At 52.2% G+C, this 24,710-nt stretch carries 20 protein-coding genes; 11 read left to right on the top strand and 9 right to left on the bottom strand.

Annotation, left to right across the window (positions count from 1 at the left end):
- Positions 1 to 124: 124 nt before the first annotated feature.
- Together RC73_RS20955 and RC73_RS09330 are read right to left on the bottom strand one after the other, a co-directional pair.
- Entirely contained in the window at positions 125 to 292 is a 168-nt protein-coding gene (locus RC73_RS20955) for a hypothetical protein (protein WP_039034391.1), read from the bottom strand.
- 28 nt (positions 293 to 320) lie between these two features.
- Positions 321 to 1,307 (bottom strand): hypothetical protein, encoded by a 987-nt coding sequence (locus RC73_RS09330; protein WP_200887993.1) that lies wholly within the window; start codon positions 1,305 to 1,307, stop codon positions 321 to 323.
- Between the two features lie 213 nt (positions 1,308 to 1,520).
- On the opposite strand from RC73_RS09330, the gene RC73_RS09325 reads away from it, so the two are divergent.
- From RC73_RS09325 to RC73_RS09305, 5 genes are all read left to right on the top strand, one after another.
- On the top strand, positions 1,521 to 1,946 hold the full coding sequence (locus RC73_RS09325; RefSeq protein WP_039034390.1) for a YqaA family protein: 426 nt from the start codon (positions 1,521 to 1,523) through the stop codon (positions 1,944 to 1,946).
- Positions 1,947 to 1,984: 38 nt separating this feature from the next.
- Positions 1,985 to 4,840, top strand: coding sequence for a M16 family metallopeptidase (locus RC73_RS09320; RefSeq protein WP_039034389.1), 2,856 nt, complete (start codon positions 1,985 to 1,987; stop codon positions 4,838 to 4,840).
- A gap of 300 nt (positions 4,841 to 5,140) precedes the next feature.
- Complete coding sequence (gshA, locus tag RC73_RS09315) at positions 5,141 to 6,706, top strand: glutamate--cysteine ligase (protein ID WP_082014288.1); 1,566 nt, start codon at positions 5,141 to 5,143, stop codon at positions 6,704 to 6,706.
- Positions 6,703 to 7,128 carry a hypothetical protein gene (locus RC73_RS09310; protein ID WP_039034387.1) on the top strand — a complete coding sequence of 142 codons (426 nt, stop codon included), beginning with the start codon at positions 6,703 to 6,705 and terminating at the stop codon, positions 7,126 to 7,128. Before gshA ends, RC73_RS09310 begins: the two co-directional genes overlap by 4 nt.
- 144 nt (positions 7,129 to 7,272) lie before the next feature.
- Entirely contained in the window at positions 7,273 to 7,866 is a 594-nt protein-coding gene (locus RC73_RS09305; protein WP_039034419.1) for a transglycosylase SLT domain-containing protein, read from the top strand.
- 208 nt (positions 7,867 to 8,074) lie between these two features.
- Here RC73_RS09305 and RC73_RS09300 read toward each other — a convergent pair whose 3' ends face one another.
- From RC73_RS09300 to RC73_RS09290, 3 genes are all read right to left on the bottom strand, one after another.
- On the bottom strand, positions 8,075 to 10,081 hold the full coding sequence (locus RC73_RS09300; RefSeq protein WP_039034386.1) for a methyl-accepting chemotaxis protein: 2,007 nt from the start codon (positions 10,079 to 10,081) through the stop codon (positions 8,075 to 8,077).
- A gap of 447 nt (positions 10,082 to 10,528) precedes the next feature.
- Entirely contained in the window at positions 10,529 to 13,615 is a 3,087-nt protein-coding gene (locus RC73_RS09295) for an efflux RND transporter permease subunit (RefSeq protein ID WP_039034385.1), read from the bottom strand.
- On the bottom strand, positions 13,612 to 14,679 hold the full coding sequence (locus tag RC73_RS09290; protein ID WP_052248115.1) for an efflux RND transporter periplasmic adaptor subunit: 1,068 nt from the start codon (positions 14,677 to 14,679) through the stop codon (positions 13,612 to 13,614). Before RC73_RS09290 ends, RC73_RS09295 begins: the two co-directional genes overlap by 4 nt.
- Positions 14,680 to 14,936: 257 nt before the next feature.
- On the opposite strand from RC73_RS09290, the gene RC73_RS09285 reads away from it, so the two are divergent.
- Together RC73_RS09285 and RC73_RS09280 are read left to right on the top strand one after the other, a co-directional pair.
- The gene (locus tag RC73_RS09285; protein ID WP_039034384.1) at positions 14,937 to 15,551 is read left to right on the top strand and encodes a TetR/AcrR family transcriptional regulator; all 615 of its coding nucleotides are present in this window, start codon (positions 14,937 to 14,939) and stop codon (positions 15,549 to 15,551) included.
- A 47-nt stretch (positions 15,552 to 15,598) separates the two neighbouring features.
- Complete coding sequence (locus tag RC73_RS09280; protein WP_039034383.1) at positions 15,599 to 16,489, top strand: DUF6268 family outer membrane beta-barrel protein; 891 nt, start codon at positions 15,599 to 15,601, stop codon at positions 16,487 to 16,489.
- A 64-nt stretch (positions 16,490 to 16,553) separates the two neighbouring features.
- Here the strand turns inward: RC73_RS09280 and RC73_RS09275 are convergent, their stop codons facing one another.
- The 3 genes from RC73_RS09275 to RC73_RS09265 all read right to left on the bottom strand — a co-directional run bounded on the left by RC73_RS09275 (position 16,554) and on the right by RC73_RS09265 (position 18,193).
- A complete protein-coding gene (locus tag RC73_RS09275; protein ID WP_039034417.1) occupies positions 16,554 to 17,117 on the bottom strand; it encodes a chalcone isomerase family protein in 564 nt (187 codons plus the stop codon).
- An 83-nt stretch (positions 17,118 to 17,200) separates the two neighbouring features.
- Positions 17,201 to 17,680: a DUF2947 domain-containing protein gene (locus RC73_RS09270; RefSeq protein ID WP_039034416.1), complete on the bottom strand. Its 480-nt coding sequence runs from the start codon at positions 17,678 to 17,680 to the stop codon at positions 17,201 to 17,203.
- A 186-nt stretch (positions 17,681 to 17,866) separates the two neighbouring features.
- Positions 17,867 to 18,193: a tetratricopeptide repeat protein gene (locus RC73_RS09265; protein ID WP_039034382.1), complete on the bottom strand. Its 327-nt coding sequence runs from the start codon at positions 18,191 to 18,193 to the stop codon at positions 17,867 to 17,869.
- Positions 18,194 to 18,399: 206 nt separating this feature from the next.
- Between RC73_RS09265 and RC73_RS09260 the strand changes: the two genes are divergently transcribed.
- The 4 genes from RC73_RS09260 to RC73_RS09245 are packed head-to-tail and all read left to right on the top strand — an operon-like array spanning position 18,400 to position 21,684.
- Positions 18,400 to 19,230: a phosphate ABC transporter substrate-binding protein gene (locus RC73_RS09260; RefSeq protein WP_039034381.1), complete on the top strand. Its 831-nt coding sequence runs from the start codon at positions 18,400 to 18,402 to the stop codon at positions 19,228 to 19,230.
- A gap of 6 nt (positions 19,231 to 19,236) precedes the next feature.
- On the top strand, positions 19,237 to 20,103 hold the full coding sequence (locus RC73_RS09255; protein WP_039034380.1) for a PstC family ABC transporter permease: 867 nt from the start codon (positions 19,237 to 19,239) through the stop codon (positions 20,101 to 20,103).
- A complete protein-coding gene (locus RC73_RS09250) occupies positions 20,100 to 20,960 on the top strand; it encodes a PstA family ABC transporter permease (RefSeq protein WP_039034379.1) in 861 nt (286 codons plus the stop codon). Before RC73_RS09255 ends, RC73_RS09250 begins: the two co-directional genes overlap by 4 nt.
- A gap of 1 nt (position 20,961) precedes the next feature.
- Positions 20,962 to 21,684, top strand: coding sequence for a phosphate ABC transporter ATP-binding protein (locus tag RC73_RS09245; protein ID WP_039034378.1), 723 nt, complete (start codon positions 20,962 to 20,964; stop codon positions 21,682 to 21,684).
- A 69-nt stretch (positions 21,685 to 21,753) separates the two neighbouring features.
- Here the strand turns inward: RC73_RS09245 and RC73_RS09240 are convergent, their stop codons facing one another.
- Entirely contained in the window at positions 21,754 to 24,084 is a 2,331-nt protein-coding gene (locus tag RC73_RS09240; RefSeq protein ID WP_039034377.1) for a leucine-rich repeat domain-containing protein, read from the bottom strand.
- Positions 24,085 to 24,710 lie beyond the last annotated feature (626 nt).

Here is a 24,710-nt window from a genome sequence, read left to right as displayed (position 1 = left end):
GCGTAGCCAGTGTGCCGCGCCGGTTATCTGTTTTAAGGCTCGCTGGAGAACAATCCGCAACGAACGGGTTTTGGTACTCTCTGGGTCAGTTCAAGCACTTATTTTAAGGGCTCATATCAAAAGCTTAGGCCGTCAGCCAGATGGCTAATGACAGTAGGGCAATCAAGGCGCCGCTGACGCCAATTATCCAAATAAAACCGCGTTTCCCCTGCGCCAAAGGGACTTTATTGAAGTGTAAAAACGCTATCCAAAATAGGGAAAGGATAATAGGCAGAAACAAGAGACGGGCCATGATTGCTCACTATTCAAAGAGATATGGCTTAATCATAGACTGGGATACTCCCGGAGTACCAGTCAGATGCTTGAATATTGCTCGCTGCAATGCCTTTATCTGCCAGCACCTGAATTAACATCTGTCTCAGTTTCTTGGCTTGGGCAATGGCTCGCTCTACTTGCGGCAGGACATCTTCGAATTTGTCTTTGAAAGGGTCAATGGGGGGCGTAGCTAGTTCCATCACCACAGATTTGCCGGAACGTTTGATCACGAGTCCAGTGCTTGCAAATGCACCGAAGGCTTGCGTGAGCATATCAAGCTGCTCGGCCGCGCCCAGAAACATGATTTTGACCAGGCTTCCGGCCAATTGATGAACGATGCGGATTTGTTTATTGGGCAGCAGCGGATAGAAATGCAGCCAAGAATGTCCGGCGGCGCGGTTTTTGGGGGTTTCCGGGTTCAACTCCGGGTGATGTATTTTCGCAAACTCAAGATAACACCTGGCAAACTCTGTGACTTCGGGGCTAATGCTGGGCAGGTATCCGCGTCTTTGCTTGCTGATGCTCTCGGCCATAAGCCGTGCTCGGTACCATACCCCTTGGGCGACAAAGTATGCCATGATTTCCTCATAGGCGATGGTTTTATCATAGGGCTCATTGTTGGATGTCAGGTACTTTTGTGGAGCCAAGAGACAAGTGCGAAAATCAACCCAATGGCCCTGTTCTATCCCATGTTCGCCGCGATAGCGATACCTTAATCCTTGTTGCTGTTGTGGCGTTGCATCTATCTTGTTTTCGATAAGAATGGCTTGATGGGAGCCGTCATTGGCGTTGAAAATCAGCACGAGATCCGACTCGCCGTATTGATTGTGAATGACAGAATGCCAGGCGCCGACAAACTCTACGGCGTGGGGGAATTCATACACACGGGAAGCCAACCAATTGCAGAAGGCCGTTGAGGTGTGGAATTCCTCCAGCAACATCAAATCAATATCCCGCTCCTGAACAGATTGAATAAAGTTCAGCTCCTGCATTTAAGACTCCTTTCTTTGTCCCTCTTCGGGCGGGTTTTGCCCGCTAGCTGTTACTGTTTTATGGCGATGTTATGCTGGAATGCTTGAGACTTAGCTGGGCAAGGGCGCCATTTTCTTATATCTTTCAGCACTAAAAAATCAGTCTTTATCCATTTATCTTTAAAGTCCGCCTGGACGGGCCTTTGATTCAAGCAGTATGCAGGAAGGTATCTTATGTGGGAACTCTGGCTGATGTTCAGCGGCGCTTTTTTGGCGGCGACATTGCTGCCAGGAGGCTCGGAAGTCTTGTTGCTGGCTTTGCTGGACAAGCAGCCGGAGATGGCATGGCCGCTGCTGCTTAGCGCCACTATAGGCAACACCTTGGGGGCCTTGAGCAGCTATCTACTTGGGCTCTTGGGGCGCAAGGCGGTCACGCCTGAGCAACTCGACAGCGGTCGCCACAAGCAGGCGCTGGCGTTGCTGAAGCGCTACGGTTATTGGGCCTTGTTACTTTCCTGGGTGCCGCTTATTGGCGATATTCTGTGCCTTTTAGCAGGTTGGATGAAACTTCCTCTTACAAAATCCACTCTGATGATTTTGACAGGCAAGGGCCTGCGCTATTTGATAATTGTGTTGTTGGCTTTAGAGTGGCTGCAATGAGTTTTTTGAGTTTGGTTTCTGGTTGAAGGAGTAACATTTTGAAGAAATGGTTATTGGCAGCGGCAATTTCGGCCGCATTGGCGGGTTGCTCAGTGCAAACCGACACAGGATTGACTGAGGTTTCCTCGGTACAACTGCCGGCAGGAGTGACTCTAGTCGAGTCGGTCACCCCAAAGGCCGGTGAAGTCGGTATCCCTTACAGCAAGTATCGCTTGGCCAACGGCCTGACCGTGATACTGCATCAGGACAATTCTGATCCTCTGGTGCATGTGGATGTCACCTATCATGTGGGCTCGGCCAGAGAGCAGGCCGGACGCAGTGGTTTTGCCCATCTGTTTGAACATATGATGTTCCAGGGCTCTGCGAATGTGGCCGATGAACAGCATTTCAAGATAGTCACCGAGGCCGGCGGCACCTTGAATGGCACCACCAACACAGATCGCACCAACTATTTCGAAACTGTTCCCAGTAATCAATTGGAAAAAATGCTTTGGCTGGAGTCGGATCGCATGGGTTACCTGCTTCCGGCCCTGACCGACAAGAAATTTGAAGTGCAGCGGGAAACCGTGAAAAACGAACGGGCCCAGCGTATCGATAACCGTCCTTATGGGCGGATGAATGAACGTTTCAATCAGGCGTTTTATCCCGCCGGTCATCCTTATTCCTGGCCTGTTATCGGTTGGCCCGAGGATCTCGACCGCGCCACGCCTGATGATGTAAGACACTTTTTTCAGCGCTGGTATGGCCCCAACAATGCCACTCTGACCATAGGCGGCGATATAGATACCACGCAAACATTGGCCTGGGTCAGCAAGTACTTTGGCGATATTCCCAAAGGGCCTGAAGTCGCAGCCGATGCCAAGCCTTTGGTAACGCTGGACAAGAGCCGCTATATCTCGATGGAAGATAAGGTCCATCTGCCACTCATCCGCATGGCTTTCCCAACCGTTTATGCCCGTCACCAGGATGAGGCTGCGCTGGATCTGCTGGCCAATATTCTCGGTGGCGGCAAGACCTCGCTGGTTTACAAGAATCTGGTGAAAGATGGTTATGCGGTGCAGGCCGGGGTCAGTCATCCTTGCCAGGAGCTTGCCTGTCAAATGTCCATCTACGCCTTGGCCAATCCGGCCAAGGGCGGAGCACTGGCGCCGATAGAGGCCAAGATCCGCGAATCGATCGCCGAATTTGAACAGCGGGGCGTCACAGATGAAGATCTGCAGAAGGTCAAGGTGCAGTTCCGCGCCGACAGTATCTTCTCGCTGCAGAGTGTCTCGGGTAAGGTGTCCAACCTGGCCTATAACCAGACATTCGCCGGTGATCCCAATCAGATAGCCAAAGATTTAGCCCGTTATGATGCAGTGACCAAAGAAGATGTGATGCGGGTATTTAAGCGCTATATCAAGGATAAGCCCAGTGTGGTGATGAGTGTGGTGCCCATGGGTGCCAAGGCGCTGGTGGCCAAGGCCGATAATTTCACCCCGCCTGAGCCAAGGGTTGCCGCCGAAGCCGTTGCCGGGTTGCAGCAGGCCGTAAGTGCCAACAGCAGTTTCGATCGCAGTAAGATACCCGCTGCTGGCAAGGCGCCCTCCATGCAGGTGCCCAAGCTTTGGTCTGCCCAGCTGAACAACGGTATCAGTGTCATGGGCACCGAAAGCCATGAAACGCCTACTACCGAGCTGGTTATCTATCTCAACGGCGGTCACAGACTGGTGCCGGTGGAAAAGGCCGGGCTCGCCGGTTTGACCGCGGCCATGCTTAATGAGTCCAGCGCTAAACGCAGCAGTGAAGAACTGGCCCAGGCGCTGGAGTTGCTGGGATCTTCCGTGATGTTTGACAGTAGCGGCTATCAAAGCAGCATCCGGATCTCGGCTTTGACCGAAAACCTGGATAAGACCCTGGCGATAGTCGAAGAAAGGCTGTTTGAGCCAGGCTTCAAGGAAGCCGATTTCGAGCGGGTAAAACAGCAACAGTTGCAGAGCCTGCAACATCTGGCATCGGATCCCAACTATCTGGCCGAAGAGGGATTCAGCAAGTTGCTGTTTGGCAGCCAGACCAGTCTCGGTGTCAATGATAACGGCACGCTTGAGAGTGTCAGCCAGCTGACGCTCGATGATATCAAGGCTTTCTATAAGGAGCAGTATCGCGCCGGTAACGCTCAACTGGTGGCGGTAACCGACCTGCCACGCGAGCAGTTAATCGGCAAGCTCAAGGGATTAGAGTCTTGGGGCGGTCAGGCGGTGTCTTTGCCGGCCTTGAGTGAGCTGCCCGAGAGCAAACCCGGAGTGGTATTCCTTATCGATAAGCCGGGAGCGGCCCAGTCGGTTATCAGCATAGGCAAGCGCGCCCTGCCTTACGATGCCACGGGCGACTTCTTCAAGGCTTACTTGATGAACTATCCTTTAGGCGGCGCCTTCAACAGCCGTATCAACCTTAACCTCAGGGAAGACAAGGGCTACACCTATGGTGCCCGCAGCTTCTTCAGTGGTGGGATTGAGCAGGGCTACTTCAAAGCGGGTGCCAGCGTTCGCAGTGATGTCACCGACAAGGCGCTGGCCGAGTTTATCAAGGAGCTCAAGGCTTATCATGATAAGGGGATGACGACACAAGAGCTTAACTTTATGCGGGCCTCCATCTCTCAGGGTAAGGCTTTGGATTATGAAACGCCTTATCAAAAGGCCGGCTTTATCCGTATGATCCAGAAGTACGGTCTGAGCGATGATTTTACCGCCCGTCAGGATGAGATTATCAATGATGCCACGCTGGGCAGCCTCAATGAATTGGCCAAAGAATGGTTGGATCCTGCCAGCATGCAGATATTGGTGGTCGGGGATAAAAATCTTATTGAGCCCGGGATTAAGGCAATGGGTTATTCAGTGATCAATCTGCCCTTGTAAAACGGCCACTTTGACCCCATATTGATCTTAACCGCAGCGGGTTACGACTCGCTTGCCACTACGCAAGGCGGTGATGCTTGAAAGGGCATCACCGCCTGTGTCTTTTAAATTACACTTGCCTGAAAGGCCGCTTAGGCTTTATTTTTGGGCAACCGTCACACAGAGCAGTCCTGTGCCTTTTGGTGCTGAATACCAAAAGATGAAAGCGGAGCAGGTATGCCCGGGTCTATTGGCCAGATAAAGGCTTAGGCCGCCCAAGCAGAGAACAAGAATTTGAAGTCATTTACCGAATCTGTCGCAATGCTCAAAGGAGCCGAAGGTCGCGCCGCACTTAAGGATATGCGCCGTGGGATTGAGCGAGAAGCCTTGAGAATTGATGCCAGCGGGCACCTGGCTATGGATGGTCACCCCAAAACTCTGGGCTCGGCCCTGACTCACTCGCGGATCACAACCGATTACAGTGAGGCGTTGCTCGAGTTCATTACGCCGGTCACCCACAGCATAGATGAGCTGCTCACCGGCCTCACCGAAACCCATGCTTTTACTCTCAATCAGCTTAAGGGACAACAGCTTTGGCCCGTGAGCATGCCTTGCTATGTGGGCGACGAGAAGGATATTCCCATTGCCCAATATGGCAGTTCCAATGCTGGGCGGATGAAGACCCTCTATCGCAAGGGGCTGACCTACAGATACGGCGCCTTGATGCAGATCATCTCAGGGGTGCACTTTAACTTCTCGGTTTCTGATGAGCTTTGGGATCTGCTCTATGCCCAGAGTGATAAGTCGGTTTCCCGTTGTGATTTTATCTCGGAACGTTACTTCGGCCTTATCCGCAACTATCGTCGTTTGGTGTGGGTGCTGCCTTATCTGTTTGGTGCTTCGCCGGCGTTGTGCCACTCTTTCATCAAAGAGCAGCAGACAGAGCTGGATTTTGAAAAAATGGGCCTTGGCACCCTGTATCTACCCTGGGCCACCTCACTGAGAATGAGTGATTTGGGTTACACCAACAAGGAACAGGAGCGGCTCAGTATCAGCTATAACTCGCTGGCGGATTACCTTCAGGGGATCCGTGCCGCTATCAAGATGCCTTCGGACAACTTTGCCAACATAGGGGTGAAAGTCGACGGCGAATATCGCCAGCTCAACGCCAATGTGTTGCAGATAGAAAATGAGTTCTATGCCCCCATTCGCGCCAAGCGGGTGACCCGTAGCGGTGAAAAACCCTCCGAGGCGTTGGCAAGAGCCGGGGTGGAATATATCGAAGTGCGGGCGCTGGATGTAAACCCCTTCAGTGCTATCGGTATTGAAGCCTCTCAGGTGCGTTTTCTGGATCTGTTCCTGCTCTACTGTTTGTTGAGTCCTTCGGCGACCACAGACGCCGCCGGTGAGCAAGAGATAGGCGCCAATCTTAAGGCCGTGGTGCTGGAAGGGCGTAAACCTGGTTTGATGCTGAATCAAAATGGCGTGCCTGTGGCGCGCGAGCAGTGGATGCTGGCTCTGTTTGCCGAGTTGCAGCAATTGGCCGAGCTGCTCGATGGAAAAGATGACGACCAATATCAGCAGGCGCTGGCCAAGTGGCATCAAGCCGTTATCGACCCGAATGAAACCCTGTCTGGGCAGGTGATGAAGACCCTGGCGGACAAGGGGCTGGATCACGGCGCCTGGGTGATGGCATTGGCAAAAGAATATCAGCAGCAGCTGCTGAATTATCCGCTGAGTGCCGCGGCGCTGGCTTCTTTTGAAGCTGAAGCCCAGGCCTCAATCGAGAGTCAGTTGCAGTTGGAAGCCGCAGAAGGTTTGAGTTTTGATGATTTTCTGGTTCAGTATTTTGCCGATGAACCAGCCAAGGAAGCAGTCAGTCAGTGAAGTCTTTGTTGTTAATCTCGGCCGCAGCAGTGTTGCTGTCGGCCTGCGCCAGTGCTCCTGAGCCCGGGCGCGAATGTGGTACGGTTTCAGGTTATCTGGAGCCGGATCGGGAGCAGCAGTTTTATCGCCTGGTGGTCACCCATCTTGATGGCCAACCTGTGATCTCTAAACCCAACTATCAGTTACCACCGGGTGAACACAGTTTTACCGTCTCTGAGCTGATAGATTCACCTGAGCTCAAGGTACGGCTGTCGGCCCGCACACCCAAGGAACTTAAGTTGCAGGTGGAAGCCGGGCAACGTTATCACCTGGCGGCCAAGTTCAATACCGACAGGCGCTATACCGGCAAAGATACCGACTACTGGGAGCCTGTGGTTTGGCAACAGGAAGTTCATGAATGTGAACTGCCTAAGACACAATAAAGCTCACTTTTTCAGAGGCTCAGGTTGCATTTGATGTTTGACTCGGGCGACACTTGAGCTCAAGTTCAAGCAAAGGCCTGGCCTTTGAAAGCCGTGAGATTTCTCGTGAAGCAACAGTTGTTATCCAAATTTGCCCCGGCGCTTATGATTGCCGCTTCCCTGTTTTTGGGCGGCTGCGCCACTTCGCCTCCCAAAGATCCCGATAATATCTGCGCCATCTTCAAAGAGCACAGATCTTGGTACAACGCCGCCAAGGATGCCCGCGAAAAGTGGGGCGTTCCCGTGCATGTGCCCTTGGCTATGATGTATCAGGAGAGCTCCTTCAAGCATAATGCGGCGCCACCTATGGAATATTTCTTGTGGATCATTCCCATCGGGCGCGCCAGTGACGCTTATGGTTATGCCCAGGCCAAGACCATGACCTGGGACGATTATGTGCGTGAGACCGGCAACAGCTGGGCCAGTCGCAGCGATTTTGATGATGCAATGGATTTTATGGGCTGGTTTATCTACAAGAGCCATAAGATCAATGGCGTGTCCAAGTGGGACGCCCGTAACCAGTATCTCAATTATCACGAAGGCTGGGGCGGCTACAAACGTGGCAGTTACCGCAGCAAGGCCTGGCTGGTGCGGGTGGCCGATAAGGTGGACAATCGCTCCCGTCGTTATGCTGCCCAGTACAATCAATGCAAGGAAGATTTGGACGCCTCTTGGCTTTGGCGTTTGTTCTTCGGTTAACGCCCTGAGAATACGAGTCGATAATTATTGGATAATCATTGCAAAGGATTGACCGCTTATCTGGGTTACTGCAACTGAAGTTGCAGTAACCCTTGCTATAACACAAGAGAACCCAGCTTAGCTGGGTTCTCTATTTGGGCGGGTTATGGCATCAAGTGTTTTCCATGTCATTTCTCAGCCTTTACTTTTGCCGAGACTTCCTCATTTCTCAGACTTTGAAGACACTTATCTGTTTTTTCAGTGCGGCGGCCAACTCTGTCAGCTCTTTGGCTGAGGTGACTGTTTCTGTGGCACGGATATCGCCTTCACGGGCCAGATCGGTTATCTGATGCAGGTTGCGGGTCACTTCCTCGGCTACAGCACTTTGTTGTTCGGTAGCGCTGGCAATACTGCTGACAGATACGGCCAGATCGGCAATTCGCTGGGCAATGGCAGTTAACTGATTGTTGGCTTCCTCTCCCTGCTCGGCGGAGCGATTACCCAACTGATGGCTCTGATCCATGCGCATAGCCGTATCTTTGACCTTGGCTTGCAGCGAAGTGATGGTCTGACCGATTTCCGAAATCGACGCCTGGGTGCGGCTTGCAAGGGTGCGCACCTCATCGGCCACCACAGCAAAACCGCGTCCTTGTTCACCGGCTCGGGCGGCTTCGATGGCGGCATTCAGTGCCAGCAGGTTGGTTTGTTCGGCGATACCATTGATAACTTCTGTAATGGTGTTAATAGCTTCACTTTCTTTGGCGACACCTTCGACCGCAATATGGCTTTCACTCAGTTGTATGCTGAGAGTTTCCAGTCCCTGTACTACCTGAGTCAGTTGCTGGTGACCTGCGCGGGAGGCTTCGTCCACCTGTTGGCTCTGGTTGGCGCTTTCTCCGGCGTGATTGGCGACATCGCGTATCGAGGTGGACATCTCCTCGATAGCGGTTGCGATTTGATCGGTTTGAGCCATCAGAGCCTGGGCTTCATCGCCGTTGAGACGGGCGACTTCCTGGGCTTGTTCTGCCTGGTATTCCAACGTCTGTACCGAGCCTTGCAGCGCCTGAAGCAGTTGCTTGAGCCCCATGGTCATTTCGGTGACGCTGTTGCTTATCCGCACCACTTCGTTTTCGCTGCGGCTGTCGAGTTTTGGCAGTGCTTGGCTGAAATCGCCTTTGCCCAGGTTTTCCATATGACGTTGCAGAGTTTGTAACGGCCTGACGGTGCGTACCAGTACGACAGAGAGCAAAATAGTGATAACCAAAATGCCAACCACGGCGACCATGGCATTGATCAGCAGCAGAGTTTGGCTCTCTTCATTCAGCTCGGCGGCCTTAACCTGACCAATAAGCTCCCAGTTCCAGCCGGGGATTGTGGCACTGTAGGCAATCATCTCCACGCCTTTGCCATTGAGGTAGCTTTTAACTCCCTCACTGTTCATTAGTTCATCAAGTGGCATGCCGTCCAGATCGGCCTCTGTGATGGTTTGACCCTGAGGTAAACTTGGATGAGCCACTACCACTTTGTCGGCGCGGCGCAGCAGCAGATAGGTGCCACTTTCCTCCAGGCGAAGCTGTTTGACCGATTGCTGCAGCTGAACCAGGGAATCGCTAATGTCGAAACCTATGTAGAGAATACCTATCACCGAGCCCTGAACGTCTTTGACCGGACGGTAAACTGTCATATAGTCGCGGCCGAACAGCTTGGCATAGCCCTCATAGTCCTGACCCTGAATAAGTTTTTGATAGCCCGGGTGTTTTGTGCCTAGATAAGTCCCCAGCGCGCGGCTGCCATCGGCCTTTTTCAGTGAGGTTGCTATACGAAGGAAGTCATCGCCGTCACGAACGAATACTGTGGCATTACCGCCGGTGAGGTTGGCATATCGGTCAACTTTACTGCGGGAAGAGTTGAGCTGTTCCTTTTCATGCATCAATGCAGGGGTATCCATTCCAAGAACTCTAACCGTCTTGTTTTCCGGTTTATGGAATTGGCCCGGATACATGGCCCTGAATACATCGGCATTGCGATGAGCCAGAGATAGCAAGCTCTCGTATTGCAATGCCAGCAGATCATCGACTCCATGGACCTGTTGCTCCATGGCGGTTATCGCTTTCTCTTTCAGGGTAGATGAGGCTGTCAGGTAGGAGATGCTACTCAGAACGCCAAACACCAAAATTGTCAGCACAAAAGCCAGTGTGCCGATCTGTTTGGCGATAGGCCAGTTGCGGTAATTCATTATCGTTATTCCTGTTTGACCGGTTTGTTGAACTTTATCTCATTCAGGTTAAACAAGTTTTGACCTGAATCTAACTATGGACCCGACCTTTTATTTTAGAAGATGCTTTATTATAGCGACGCCGCAAGGATAACTTTTTGTTTTTTATATTACATTCGCAAAATGTGTTACATGACGCTTGCAACTTTGTTTGCGCTGTTGATTAAACCATAAAGTGGGTAAATCAGATGATGGAAATAAGTGGTTGTAACTATCTGATTAATAAAAGAAGATTCCCAAGAAGTACGAGTATTACTCATGGGGCAACATACATTCCTGTCTGCAGAGACTTGGGAGAGGCTCGAACAAAGCGCTGCCGAATAGTTTGAGGCGCAAGCGGGTTGATACTAGGGCGATACGCGCAACATCAATAGCGACGACGATCCGGCCCGCGCTTGTCTTTTGGGGTTAATATTCATTTTTCAACGGCAAGTTGCGGGAACACTCGGGCTGCGGCTTCAACCACAGGGAGTAGACCACAGGTACCCAAACCAGAGACAAGAGGGTGGTCAGCGCTGTGCCCCCGGCAATGGCGATGGCAAAGGGCGGCCAAAAACCACCGCCGGCCAGGATCAGCGGCAGAAAGCCGCCCACTGTGGTGATTGTAGTCGAAGCGATATGGCGACTGCAGCGCATGACCCCTGCAAGAATCACGTCTGTGTTGCCCAGGCGCGCCATAGGCTCGGACTCGAGCTCCGCCAGGATCACTATCGCGGCATTGATGGCCAGGCCCATCAAGCCCAGCAGACCTATTATCACGGTAAAGCCAAAGGGATAACCCAGAGCCCAGACCGCCAGCAATCCGAGCCCTGCCGATTGCAGGGCGCTGAGCAGAATGATCCCTGTGAGTCTGAAAGAGTTAAAGGAGAGCACTAAGACGCTCAGCAATAAGGTGATTACCAAGACGATATTGGAGAGTAGATTACCCACGGCTTCATCGCGTTTGGCACTCTCACCGCCTATCTCTATCCGGTAGGAGGCGGGCAGATTGAGCTCGGCAAGCTTGGGTTTAATCCGCTCCAGTACTTTTTGCGGCAACACTCCTGAGGCGATATAGGCTTCGAGTATATTAACCCGCTGGCCATTATAGTGAGGAATGGCGCCGCGACTGGCATTGACATGGCTTTGACTCACGGCCGAAAGCGGAATCGACTCACCATTGGGCGACAGCAGGCTTATTTGTGACAGCCTGGATTGCTGTTCGCCGACACCGGCACCGAGCTTGACCCTCACCGGTAGCGATTCGGTTTGCTCCAGCAAACTGCCACCTGTGATGCCTGTGGTGGACATCTGGATCTGTGAGGCGATCTCACTCAAACTCAGGCCGGCCATCAGGCTGGCATCTTCATCGAGCTGCAGCCACACCTTGGGCGCCCCCGGGCTCAGGGTCGCCCGGGTGTGGATCACATCCCGGGTCTCTGCCAGCAGTCGCCGCACCTCATCTCCAAGCTCGGCCAGGCGGTCGAGGTTGGGGCCATAGAGCCTTAGCTCCACAGGGGCGTTGAAGGGCGGACCCTGCTCCAGTTTACGCACCAGGATCTGCGCATCCGGATAGTCTCTATCCAGCTGCTGTTGCAACTCGGGAATTAAGCGGTTAGCGGTGCGAAAGTCGCGGGTTGTTATCATTGCCTGGGCGTATTGGCTGGCGCCCTGCTGTTTTTGAGTCAGGTTGTAGTAAAAGGATGGCACGTTCCCGCCTATGACCCAATTGACGCTTTCTATGCCGTCAGTGCTGCGCAGCTCTCTATCGAGTTGTTTGACTCTCTGCTCTGTCCTCGCCAGGCTGGCATGGGGCGAAAGATAGAGCTCCAGCTGGAACATGTTTCTATCCGATGGCGGGAAAAACTGCTCTGTCATCTGCCCGGAGGCCACAAAGCCTGTCAGTGGCAAGATACCAATCAGCAGCGCGGCAGTTTTCGGGTAGTTGAGCGCCAGTTGCAGAGTCTGACTATAGGCTCTGGCCAACCTTGGCAGGTTTACCCCGTGGTGATACCAGCGATTGTCGTCCTTGGCGCGGCTGAAACGCCCGGCGAGACCGGCTATCAGGGTGTGGGAGATGAGGTAGGAGCCGAGCAGGGCAAAGATCACTGAAATAGCGATACCACTGACAAACTCGCCGGCGGCGCCAGGCATCAGCACTATCGGCGCGAATGCCAGCATGGTGGTGATGGTGGAGCCGGCAAGCGGCAGCCACAGGTGCCTGATGGTGGTGTTGACCGCCTGCAGCTTACTCATGCCCTCGCGGCGGCGCTGGGCAATGGCATCGACAATCACAATGGCGTTATCCACCATGATCCCCAGTGCCACCACCAAGCCGGTGACTGACATCTGATGAATGGGCAGGCCGGTAAACTTCATGCAGGCCAGGGTAAATAGTGCCGTCAGTGGCAGTGACAAGGCGACGATAAGCGCATTGCGCATGCCGACAGTCACCAGCAGCACCAGGAGAATGAGCACAAACCCCTGCAGCAGATTGAACAGCAGTTCTTGCAGGCGCTCGTTGGTGTAACCTTCCTGCTCAAACAGCCATTGCATGCGGATATTGGCGGGAAAACTTTGTTCCAACTCGGCTGTGATCCGGCGCACTTGTTCACTCCAGATATCCACCCGGGTGTTGTTGAGCATGCGGGCGGCCACCATAATACCGGGCTCACCGTCAAGCAGCGCCAGATTATCCCACGGATCTTTGGGCTGGCGGTTGATTGTTGCGATATCGCCAAGGCGGATCAGTTGCCCGAAACGGTCGGTTTTCAGCGGCACCTGACGGATTCGCTCCAGCGAGTCGAGCTCGCCGGAAACCTCTACCAATGCCCGGAAGCTCTGGTTGTTAATTTCACCGGCCGACACCTTGGTATCGGCGCGATTGAGAATGTCGGCTACGGCTCCCGGTGTCAGCCCGAGCCGATTGATACGTTCGCCATCCAGCGTGACCAGAATTTCCTCCGTCGGCGCGCCATAGAGTTTGACAAAGTCTGTGCCGCTCAAGAGCCGTAGTTTGTTTTGCAACTCTTTGGCGTAACGGCTGAGAATGTCGGGACGCGCTTCACCGCCGCCGTGCCATCCCAGGCCTATGATGGCGGTGTAGGCGTAACCCAGCTGATCGTCGAGTACCGGTGGATTGACACTTGCCGGCAAGCGGCTGCCGCTATCGGCCAGCAGATCTCTGGCTCTGGACCAGACCGGCTCGGTTACTGTGACGTTATCTTTGAGCTCGAGTTGAATCACCGAGACCCCGGGTCTTGAGGTGGACTGGACAAGCTTGAGCTCTTCCAGTCGTCTCAGCTCATTTTCCAGTACTTCAGTCACCAGTGCCTCGACCCGTTCGGCGGAAGCGCCCGGATAGCTGGTGATCACAGAGGCAAAGCGGTTGGTGATATGGGGGTCTTCGGTGCGTGGCAGGCTAGATATGGCACCTAGCCCGGCAACCAGCAACAGGGCTATCAATAGACTGGCGAGGCGGCCATTCTCGACAAAGGCCTTAATAAGAGGGTTCATTGTCCACCTCTAACCGCCAATGCGGCGCTTGGCGCGACTCTTTGCCCGGCAACCAGCTTATGCAGGCCCGTGGTGACAAACTGCTCTCCCGGGCTGATGGCGCCGCTGATAAAGGCGTTGTCGCCTTCGGTATAGAGAATTTCCACATCACGGCGCTGCAGTTTAAACCCATCGGTATCTTGCTTGAGCACATACAGATTCCACAGACCACGAATACCGTCGGTGAGCGCCGACACCGGGACCCAGTAGCCTTCACGGAGAACTTCACGGCGGTACTGCAAATAAGCCAGTTCGCCATTGATAGGTGTGGTTTCAGAGGCAGAGTCGATACTAAACCTGAGTTGTACTGTGCGGGTGACGGGATTTATTTGGCCGCTGATCCCTTTTAACTTGGCTTGGTAATAGTGTTCGGCGACTCTGAGCTTGAGAATTACACCAGGTTGCAACTGCTCGGCAATATTCAGCGGCACCCCTATCAGTGCTTGCAGATTGTTGCTTTGCACCAGGGTAAAGACCGGGCTGCCCAGGGCAATGACTTCACCGAGATTATGCTCTCTGGCGGCTATCACCCCGGCGAAGGGGGCGATGAGAAGCGATTTTTGCCGTTTAAGTTCATTGGCTTTCAGTGAGGCTTTCAGCCTAGCGTGCCCGGCTTCCAGACTGGCCAGCTTGCCTTTGAGCTCATCGAGTTGCTGCTCGGAAAGGTATTGTTTGGCACTGAGTTCCAGTGAGCGTTTCAACGTTGCCCGGGCCAGTTTGATATCGGCATTATTCTGATCCAGTGCCGCCTGTAATTCGGTCTGCTCTGCTTCCAGCAAGCTGGTATCCAGCCGTGCCAGCAATTGTCCTCGCTCGACTCTATCGCCGGTATCTACCAGGATTTTTTGCAACTTACCGGCGAGCTCGAAACCTATGCCTGTGGTATTGCCGGCGCGCACGCTGCCACTGAATTGCTGCAGCTTGGTGTAACTTGGCTTGAGTACAAGAGCGGCACTGCTGACCACTGCAGGTTTGGTTTCACTTTGCTCAACGGGCTGTGGTTGGCAGGCTGACAGGCATAACATCAAGGTAAGGGCAACCAACAGCGCGGCGCGACCCTGGCCTTGGAGGTGGGTAAATTTGATTTTTAGCCCTGAAGCATTTGGTTTTTTAACTTCCTTGATGCGCTGTTGCAATGACGTCTCCCTGTGCTGATTACCGATTGTTAGCAATAAGTTAAACTGGACTTGCTAGTCTAATTTGGCTGAACTGGACTGTCTAGTCTATTTTATGTTCTAATGCCTTCCAAGACGTTGCCGAACAAGGTGTAAGTCATAAGGTTATGAATAATCAGCAATTAACTCGTAGCGAGCAGAAGCGGGCTCAGATACTGGAGGCCGCTATCGAACTTTTCTGCGCCCAGGGGTTTCCCCATACCAGCATGGATGAAGTGGCCAAGAGGGCCGGGGTATCGAAACAAACTGTTTACGCTCATTTTGGCTGCAAGGATGAGCTGTTTGTGGCAGCTATCGAGTCCAAATGTGTGGTGCGTCAGGTTGCTGAAGAACTGTTGGCCGACGCCGCCCGGCCGGAGCAGGCGCTGGCGGTGTTTGCCGAGTATTTCGGCGAGCTGATCGTCAGTGAAGATGCTATTACCGTTTATCGCGCCTGTGTTTCCCAGGTCGATACTCATCCGGAACCGGCGCAGCTTTATTTCGATGCCGGACCCGAGTACATGTTGGGGTTGCTGGTGGATTTCTTTACTCAGGTTGAGCGTCATGGCGGTTATCACTTCGGCAATAAGCGCCAAGCAGCGGTGAGGCTGAGCCTGATGTTATTTGGTGAGCTACGGCTCAGAAAAGAGTTGGGGCTGGACACGGGGCAACTCGAGGCGCAGCACAGGGATTATTGCCTTGAGACGGCCGGATTGTTTCTTAAAGCGCATAGGTTGGGGTAGCGTACGGTTATAATTGAGTTTTTATTTAAACGGCAAAAGGACATGAGATGAACAAAACGGCTACAGTTATCTTGCTGAGCACTTTGAGTGCCAGTGCAGGGTTGCTTGCCGCAGAGGCTTCGACATCCCGCTATAGCCTGAGTCTGGCCACTTTTGAAAATGCCGACTCGGATATTGATGGTGGCGGGGAACTGGGGCGTCGCAGTTATCTTCTGGGAGCGCGGGCTGACTGGCAACTGGATAAACGTTGGGGGCTGGGTGTCAGCCTGGGTTATGACAAACTGGACTGGGATTTTTCCGCTTTACCTGACAATAGTGTTGCCGATAGGATTTTTGCTGCCAGCCAGTTTGACTCTGCTCAGCGTTATTCAGCTTCCATCAGCCTGAGATATAAGCTGAATAGACACTGGAGCTTGATGCTAACGCCTCAGTTACAGTATGCCTACAGTGATGAAGTCTCCTCTTCGGATGCCGAAAGTTATGGTGTGATAGCCGGTGCTGTTCACAGGTTCAACTCGGGTAATATGTTGGGTTTTGGTATTGCATATCTTAATGATATCAGTGAGGTGCGTACGGTTCCTTATCTGCTTATCGATTGGCAACTCAGTGATAGATGGCGGGTGGGCAACCCGTTTCAGGCAGGTTTTACCGGTCCTGCCGGGATAGAGTTCAGTTATCGGATCTCACCGGATATGGAGTTGGGGCTGGGAGCCTCCCAGCGCACTGAGCGGATTTTGGTGGGGGAAAATGAGCAAACGCTGGAATTGACCGAAGTCAGCAGCTTCGCCCGTTTGGGTTGGCAGCTGGGACAAGGATTCAATCTCAACGCCTATGTGGGTTACTTCATCAACCCGGAACTTGAGTTGAGTGAACCTGAGATCAAGCGCGAGTTGGATAACTATCCGGCAGGCGCTGTTCATCTTAGCTATCGTTTTTGATTGAGTTGCCCGCCGTGGCGGGCAACTTCTCCCTTTCGATTGAGCGATTTTCTGGCTGAGGAGTTCAGTCGGCCAGCATCGCTTTTTTCAGGCTGCTCTGCGCCGGTTTGTCACCGAGCCAGATATTTAGCAGCGCGCGGCGAAAGTTCTCTCCGGCGATAGTGTCTTGCAGCTCACCGTTCTTGTAGGCACTGACACCATTTTCCTGGCTGGTATACAGGAGGAAGCTGTCGCCTTGTTTGATCTCTTCCTGAAACAGGCTCATAAATCGGTCGATATCGGCTTGTATAGCTTCGGTTTTGCCGCCTGTGGCGTCATCGAAACCTTCAGTTATCGCCGAGCGCATCTTATCTGCGGTGATAAGACCCGAGACTATTTTCAAGCTGACCGCCGCCTGAGGCTGCGCCAATACTTCGGCTGTAGTGGTCGCTTTTATTGGCAGATAGAGACTGCCTATGTAGAGATCCATAAAGAACTTGCTGCGTACCCCGGCACCATTGAGCTTAAGCGGCGTTGCCGCCTGAATGTTTAGAGTATCTGGAATATTTTCACCGGCAATTTCGCGGGCATCCACTGTGGCAGACAGCGATAAGCCAAGTAATAGAGCGGTTAAGATTATTTTTTTCATCTTGTTCTCTTGGTATTGGTCGTTCTGAGTGGCTGAACCGGCAAGGTTCTTCTTGCTCACTGAATGTTTGCCAAAAACCTTCCTTAGCCTCGCAGACCCATTTTGAAGTTGCCATCTTGACTGAACCAGACGGCTTGCTTGTGTTTGGGACTTATCAGCAAAGGGCCATCATCGAAAAACAGAAAGCATTTCCAGTTACGGGCAAAGATTTCCCAGCGAGTTTGGATCACCTGATACTTTTCATAGCAGAAATACACAGGGGTATCTGCCGGCCAATCAATAAAATCGGCCAAGGGTTCCGGTAGGCTGTTGTCTTCGCTGTCCCAATGGCTTTGCCAGTATTCGGTCTGGTGCCAGGTGGAGCTGCGGCTGGCCCAATCGCCCTTGGTAAAGTCTTCGGCGCAGCTGCTTTTGTTGCTTATCCAGCGATTCCACACTTCCATGGCGCTCTTTTGATCCAGCGGCAATATAGCCGTCTTATCCTGGTCACTGACCGGCAGATCCTTATGGTTGAAGATCCATTTACGGCGATACTGATCGAGTGGAATATAGCTGTGATTCAAGTTTTGTTCTCCGGAACTGCGCTTATTTGCCGGGGCATTATAACGGTGGCGAAAGGGGAAAAGAAAGGCCGCATGCGGCGGCCAGGGGAAGGCGAGTCTATTGTAAAGGACTTGAGTCATTTGCTGCGAACCACGCCTTGCATCCCAGACTGTAAGCCACATACAAGTGGCTTGCTTGCACCATCTCTATTTCTGGGTTTGTAGTTCGGCTAATCCCTGCTTGGCGCTGAGATTATTGGGGTCGAGCTCCAGGACTCTGGAAAATGCGGTGATGGCGGCATCATTTTGTTGTACTGCTCGCATGAACTGCGCCAGTTTTAACCATACCTGCAAGTCTTGCGGGTACTTTCCCAGGTAATCCAGATAGGTTTCCAGTGCCTGTTGCCCGTTACCGCCGAGGCGCAATATGTGCGCATATTGCGGTAGAAAACTGTCGTTCAAGCGGCTTAACTCAGCCAGAGTGGTTTCGGCTAGGGAGGGCATATTGAGCTGCAGAGCCAGTATGGAAATCATTCTGAGCTCGGTTTCGGTTGTTTGGTCCTGACTGTCATAGGTTCCTGTCGTTGGGGCGGTTACTTTTGTTGGGTTTATTTGTGATTTGAGTCAAAAGGTTGATTTGATGTGATTGTTATCATTGCGCGCCGTGAGGCTCGGCACCGAACTACACCTATTTATTTGGGCTGACTGTTTCGGCTCAAGTGCATTCCAAAGGAAATGACATGCGACTTAAATTCAGATTTATCAAGTTGTTATTATGCTCTGTGCTGGCGGTTCCTGCTGTTGGCATGGCGTCTGAGCTCGATCGCTTTGAAAACTTGTCCGGTACCTTGAACATTGCCGGTGGTACCGCGCATATCCCTGTGATGAAGCAGGCGGCAAAAACTATTATGTCTGCCAATAACGATATTCGCATTACTATTGCCGGTGGCGGCAGTGGTGTGGGGGCGCAGCAAGTTGCCAAGGGACTGGTTGAAATCGGTAATACCGGCCGCCCTCTGAAGCCGGGTGAACTGAAATACGGTCTGCTTTCTTTCCCATTTGCCATCGATGGCGTTGCGGTTATCGTCAATCCGGCCAACCCCATTCAACAGCTGAGCTCGCAACAGGTGATGGATATCTATTCCGGTAAAATAACCAACTGGAAGAGCCTGGGTGGTGAAGATCGGCAGATCAATATTTTCACCCGTGACGAAGCCAGCGGTACCCGCTCGGTATTTGTTAAAAAGTTGCTGAATAAGTCGCCGGTTTCGGCTCAGGCCAATGTTGTACCTTCCAATGGTGCGATGAAAACTGCGATTGCCCGCGATCCCGGTGCCATAGGTTACAGCAGTGTCGGTTATATCGATCAGACAGTGAAAGCGCCGATATTGGATAATGTGCTGCCCACCAATGAAGCCTGTGCTTCCGGCGAATACCCTGTAGTGCGTAAGCTGTATATGAATACCAAGGGACAACCTAAGGGGCTGACCCAGGCGTTTATTGACTATATCTATGGTCCAGACGGCGCTGAATTTATCCGTGAAGCCGGATATATTCCTGTCGGACATTAATGACTCATGACCACACAGATCTCCGCTGAGCGGATACTGCAACTTCTGGCCGCATCAGTATTATTGCTGATAGTGCTGCTGTTTGGGTTTCTGATGTGGTTTGCATTGCCGGTGTTTTTCAACCCGCAAACCAGCGTGTTGTCGTTACACTGGCAACCGGAGCAGGGGCAATTTGGCATAGTTGCCATGATTGCCGGCTCCGGTTTGTTGGGACTGCTGGCCTTACTGTTGGCATTTCCTATCGCCCTTGGCATCACAGGGTTTTGTTTATTACCTCGCTATCGAAGGCCTGCGCGTTTTATCCGGGCGCTGATCCGCTTGATGGCCGGGATCCCGACTGTGGTGTATGGGTTGGCCGCTGTGTTTTTGCTGGTGCCGCTGATCCGGGAAACCTTTCGAACCGGTTCGGGGTTCAGCCTCATCAGTGCCACTCTGGTGATAGTGCTGTTGATCTTGCCTGTGATGGTGATGATGTTGGACAGTCAATGTCGCCCTTTGGCCAAAGAACTCAGAATGGTGTCTGCTTCTCTGGGGTTCAGCGATCTCCAAACCCTGTATCATCTGGTATTACCCAATGCCCGCCGCGCCATGGCCAGCGCCGCCTTACTCGGTTTTGGCAGGGCCATAGGCGATACCTTGCTGCCTTTGATGCTGGCCGGCAATGCGCCGCAGCTTCCGGACAGTGTATTTGATTCGGTTCGCACCCTGACGGCGCATATTGGCTTGGTGCTGGCCACGGAAAATGATAGCGCCATGTACAACTCACTGTTTGCCGCCGGTTTGTTGCTGCTCACTATCAGTGTGCTGGTGACTCTGTTGATCCGCTATATGACTTCGTCTGCCAAGGCCACCACCGAGGGTTCTGGGTCTTGAAAGCCAAGTGTTTCCATTATTGGTGCTTATTCTGCAGCGCCATGCTGTTGCTGTGTCTCTTGTCACTGCTGGGATTTATTCTATATCGAGGCGTTCCCACGCTCAGCCTGTCGCTCTATTTTGGTGATACTGAACCCTTAAAAGGTTTCTTGGGACAGGCGCCTATCTGGGATGGTATTTGGCCTGCCTGTGTCGGAACCCTGGCGGTAGTTGCCAGTGCTTTGATGATCGCCTTGCTGCCCGGACTGGCAACCGGAATTTGGCTGGCAACGGCGAAAACATCCAAGGCAAAGGTGCTATTGGAGCTGGCGGTCGATATCCTGGCCGGCGTTCCCTCGATATTGATGGGCTTATTTGGCTTTACCCTTATTCTGTTACTGCGCAACACCTTGCTGCCTTCTGCCAACACTTGTTTGGCACTGTCGGCATTTTGCCTGGCGATGTTGATCATTCCCTATCTGGCCGTTTCTACCCGCACGGCGCTGCAGGCGCTGCCTGTGTCTTTGAGTTTAACCGCACTCTCACTCGGCATGACACAGTGGCAAGCTTTGCGCTTTGTATTGTTGCCCCAGGCCGAGCGCGGGATCCGCGGCGGCATCATGTTGGCCATTGGCCGGGCCGCAGAAGATACCGCGGTGATCATGCTGACCGGCGCCGTTGCCAATGCGGGGTTACCTGGCGGGATCTTTGAACGGTTTGAAGCCCTGCCTTTTACGATTTTTTATTACAGTGCCCAGTATCAGAGCGAGGCCGAATTGCAGATGGCGTTTGGTGCCGCGCTGACACTCCTGTGTTTAACTGCCACGGTATTTTCCATGGCCAACTGGGTGACACGTTTTCCCGGAAGGAATCATTAGTATGGCGTTATCAAAGGCTGCGGATGTCGCGGGCACTGTGTCTAACCTCAGTGTGTATTTTGGTCAACAAGCGGCACTCGAAAACATCAACATGCAGATCCATCGGCGGCGGATCAATGTGCTCAGCGGGCCGTCAGGCTCGGGGAAAACCACCCTGTTACGGGCGCTCAATCGCCTCAATGACGAATATCAACATAGTCGCACCCGGGGTGAGATAACGCTTTGCGTGGCAGATAAGCCGCTTTCGGTCAATCAACTGAAAACCACAGAGTTACCCTATTTGCGCCGTAAAGTCGGTATGGTGTTTCAACATCCGCAACTGCTTCCCGGCAGTGTGGCGCAAAACCTATTACTTCCCTTGAAAGTGGTCGGTAACCTGCAGGGGGAGGCCGCGCTGAAACAGATGCAGCAAGCTTTTGAGCAGGCGGCGTTGTGGAATGAGGTCAAAGATCGCCTGTCGGCACCGGCCTCAACCTTATCTGGCGGGCAACAGCAGCGCCTTTGCCTGGCCCGCACCCTGATTTTTGAGCCGGATATCTTATTACTCGATGAGCCTACATCTTCACTCGATCCCGAAGCTACTGCACAAATTGAAGCCTTGATAAAACGCCTCGCCGGCCATTGTACCCTGGTGATGGTTTCTCACTGTGAACATCAAACAGCCAGATTGGCCGATCATCTCTATCGTTTTGAGTACGGGAGATTACGACCTGAGTCGGCATGAGTGCGCCGAATCACTCTTTGTCTGGCTTAACCAAAGAGAGATTCAGACACGCTTTTGCAATTGCTCGGCTTAATCGTCGAGATACTTGGTCTGCTCGGTGTAATTCGGGGTCAGCAAGTTTTGATACAGCTTGGGGTTCATGTTGAAACCACCGAATTTGCTTATGGTGTAACAAAGGACTTTCAGCTTGAGCTTTCTGAAGCTGGGAGGGATGGGTTTAAGGAATTTGCAGCAATCGATACTCAAGCGTTCCAGCTTCTCAAGCGCCAACATGGACTCGGGTAGAGACTCAGTGACAAAATCCTCCAGAGATAAGGTATCCAACTCAGTAAACTCACCGATAAAATCAGGGATAACCTTGATATCGCCGCCTCTCAGAGAAAGCCGTTTTAACGGTAGTGCCTTAAGCTCTATGGGGAAATGATCCAGGCTCTTGTGCATTCCCATCAGTTTAAGGTGATGCAAGCGGGTATATTTCACCAAGGCCTTGGTGGCTTCCAGACCAAACTCATAACACAGGACCAGTTTCAAGGTTTCCAATGCCGGCGCATCGAGTGAGGCCAGGGTTTTAAGATCACTGCGTGAAATCAACAGGGTTTTCAGCCGTGGCAGCGAAACATTGGCAGGGAAATCGTTGAATTTGTTGAGTTCAACTGTTTCAAGCTTGGGGCTACTCGTTAACAATGGGCCAAGGGTAACGACGTCTGTATTGTGCAGCTCCAGCGAGGTCAACTGGGTAACGGCGGGGCAATTCAAACCAGGTAAAGTCTCCCTTGGGTTTGCGCATCCATCCTCAAGCTCAGTCTCAACTTGGGCCGGGTCAATATTGAGCGACACTAGATTGGGGCAATGCATTAATAGATCGGCGATTTTAGCTGTCGTCAGTCTAGTGGTGAAGGAGGTGAGTCGCTCTGGCTGAGGCAGGTATTGAGACAGCTCTTCCCCCGTGTCCGGCGTGTCATCGTCAGGGTAGTATTTCATCACAGCTGTAGAAATATTGCTGAACAGCTGCCGTTCATTGTCCACCGGGCAATGGCTTAGAATGAGTTCATCCAGGGTTAGTCTCTCGGTTGGGGCAATAAGGCGATGACAACGGTCGATTTCCAACTTTTTGATGTTTCGCGGCAACAATGACGCATCTATGGTGAGTTTTTGGCCGTTTATTATGCTGAGGCTGTCCAGCGCCGCTATCTTTTTAAACGACTCGGGGATGGTTTCCGAGTTGGTCGAATTAAAACTAAGGTTTTTAAGGCATTGACATAGAGGCAGTTCATCCCAGAAGCCGTCGTCGCCGAAATCTGCCCCCCAGATGCTCTCCAGTTGCGAAAACGCCCCAAAAGGGAAGCGAATGCCGGTTAAGTCTCTGGTATAACCCAGGTGCAACTCTTTGAGATGAGGAAAACATGCAGCATGCTCACAGACCAATGCCAGCAGTTTCTTTTCTTGGATTTTAAGCCGGGTTATATCTTCATATACCTTTGGGGCAAAGCGGATATCTATGCCATTAGTGAAAGATGTTTTTTGATTGCCAAGCACCGTATTGGCATGGATTGAACTCAATAACGGGTTTTTCCATAGTGTCAGCTTATTGAGGTTGGCTAAGGTCAGTTGCTCATCAATAGATGCAAGTTGGGGACAGCATGAGATTTTTAAGTGTTGCAGCTGTGGCAGCTTATCCAGATTAGTACCAAGGCGTTGTAAATCCGGGACTAACCCCAAATCAATCTTGGTCAATCCGGCCGGTAAATCAAACAGCTCGGCGCCGCAGATAGGGGTATCGTACCAGGTTAGGCTGCTAAGGTTTGTCAGTTGGCGAAAATCAAGATCTAGACTTTCCAGCGGCACAGAGTCAATTTTAAACTCTTGCAGTTTCTTAAGCTTTTCAATGCTCTTGGGTAGTGTCTTGTAATCGCCTTCAATGTTGAGCTTTTCAAGCAGTGGCAGACTACCGATACTTTCAGGCAACTGTTGTCCACAAAAGGGCACTTCTTCGATGGCCAGAAAAGTCACCGAGGGGAAACGCGCCAACAGCTCGGGGCGCTCGCAGAGTGCCTCCAGCGGCTGACCGGCTCGAATATCTATGATGGTATGTCCAAGCCTGGCATAGAGGTAATCGACATCCAGCTCGGCCGACAGGCTGGCATATTCGCAAAGGACACAGAAGACATCTCTCATATCAGGCTCTTTCTCGCCTTTAATCAGTTTCTTGCGGCACTTGAAGGCATTTTGAATATCCTGGCTCGCATGCTGTTTCAGCAGTTGGCGGATCTCTTTCACGCAGTCGGTATCGGCGCTGCATTTACCAATCAGGAAAAGGTCGTTGATGAACTTTTCAGGAAAGCCGTCACTGTTTTTAACAGCATTAAAGTAGTCGGGGAGGGATTCTATAAATTGGGACATAATATAAACAACTTATTGTAGGGTATGGTTATTAGCCTGTTGGCCACTGCAGATGCTTAACGCCGTAGTTTTATCGTTCTGATGAACTTGGGCTTAGGGGGACACAAGCCCTGGATTTGGCTAGATTCGCTGTCGATAGTGCGCCGGAAAATGTAGAACGAGATGGATTGCAAGATGCTCGGTAAAGTGCATCGAAAAGTGCACCGAATATGGCATCGAAAATTACAGATGGAGGCGCAGCATAAGATGCCGCGCAATGCGAAGAGCTGACTAATTCCATTTACCGATTTTCCTTCCAGTGACCACAAAAGTGGCCCGCACTCAAGCCTGCTGACGGATTTTACAAGAGTTGAAGGCCCCGTACAATCAATGGGATAGATATAGGCCAGTAATACTGGAATGATGTTTATGCGGATAACAGCCTTACAGGCGGTGTGACCGAAAAATCCAGTCAGGGCAGCTTCTAGGACCGGATCAGTGAAACCTGCCAAGAATTATGGGTGTCCCCATTTTGCTCCTCAGAAGCTGACAGCCCCTGATGCAACATCAACATCGCCATCAGACGCCTGGCAAAGCGCTTATCATTGGTTTTTTGAATCAGTTTTTGCATGCGCTAACACTCAGCG

This window comes from Shewanella sp. ECSMB14102 (assembly GCF_000813075.1).
Classification (GTDB): Bacteria; Pseudomonadota; Gammaproteobacteria; order Enterobacterales; family Shewanellaceae; genus Shewanella; species Shewanella indica.
The sequence above is the reverse complement of the archived record's forward strand: the minus strand, read 5'-3'. Positions and strand labels throughout refer to the sequence as shown.

Excerpts from the sequence above, each read along its gene's own strand:
- RC73_RS09295 (WP_039034385.1), bottom strand. The coding sequence starts at position 13,615 with ATGAACCCTCTTATTAAGGCCTTTGTCGAGAATGGCCGCCTCGCCAGT.
- RC73_RS09300 (WP_039034386.1), bottom strand. The coding sequence starts at position 10,081 with ATGAATTACCGCAACTGGCCTATCGCCAAACAGATCGGCACACTGGCT.
- RC73_RS09240 (WP_039034377.1), bottom strand. The coding sequence starts at position 24,084 with ATGTCCCAATTTATAGAATCCCTCCCCGACTACTTTAATGCTGTTAAA.
- RC73_RS09285 (WP_039034384.1), top strand. The coding sequence starts at position 14,937 with ATGAATAATCAGCAATTAACTCGTAGCGAGCAGAAGCGGGCTCAGATA.
- RC73_RS09305 (WP_039034419.1), top strand. The coding sequence starts at position 7,273 with ATGATTGCCGCTTCCCTGTTTTTGGGCGGCTGCGCCACTTCGCCTCCC.
- gshA (WP_082014288.1), top strand. The coding sequence starts at position 5,141 with ATGCTCAAAGGAGCCGAAGGTCGCGCCGCACTTAAGGATATGCGCCGT.
- RC73_RS09290 (WP_052248115.1), bottom strand. The coding sequence starts at position 14,679 with ATGTTATGCCTGTCAGCCTGCCAACCACAGCCCGTTGAGCAAAGTGAA.
- RC73_RS09255 (WP_039034380.1), top strand. The coding sequence starts at position 19,237 with ATGACCACACAGATCTCCGCTGAGCGGATACTGCAACTTCTGGCCGCA.
- RC73_RS09330 (WP_200887993.1), bottom strand. The coding sequence starts at position 1,307 with ATGCAGGAGCTGAACTTTATTCAATCTGTTCAGGAGCGGGATATTGAT.
- RC73_RS20955 (WP_039034391.1), bottom strand. The coding sequence starts at position 292 with ATGGCCCGTCTCTTGTTTCTGCCTATTATCCTTTCCCTATTTTGGATA.
- RC73_RS09265 (WP_039034382.1), bottom strand. The coding sequence starts at position 18,193 with ATGATTTCCATACTGGCTCTGCAGCTCAATATGCCCTCCCTAGCCGAA.
- RC73_RS09260 (WP_039034381.1), top strand. The coding sequence starts at position 18,400 with ATGCGACTTAAATTCAGATTTATCAAGTTGTTATTATGCTCTGTGCTG.
- RC73_RS09280 (WP_039034383.1), top strand. The coding sequence starts at position 15,599 with ATGAACAAAACGGCTACAGTTATCTTGCTGAGCACTTTGAGTGCCAGT.
- RC73_RS09275 (WP_039034417.1), bottom strand. The coding sequence starts at position 17,117 with ATGAAAAAAATAATCTTAACCGCTCTATTACTTGGCTTATCGCTGTCT.
- RC73_RS09325 (WP_039034390.1), top strand. The coding sequence starts at position 1,521 with ATGTGGGAACTCTGGCTGATGTTCAGCGGCGCTTTTTTGGCGGCGACA.
- RC73_RS09245 (WP_039034378.1), top strand. The coding sequence starts at position 20,962 with ATGGCGTTATCAAAGGCTGCGGATGTCGCGGGCACTGTGTCTAACCTC.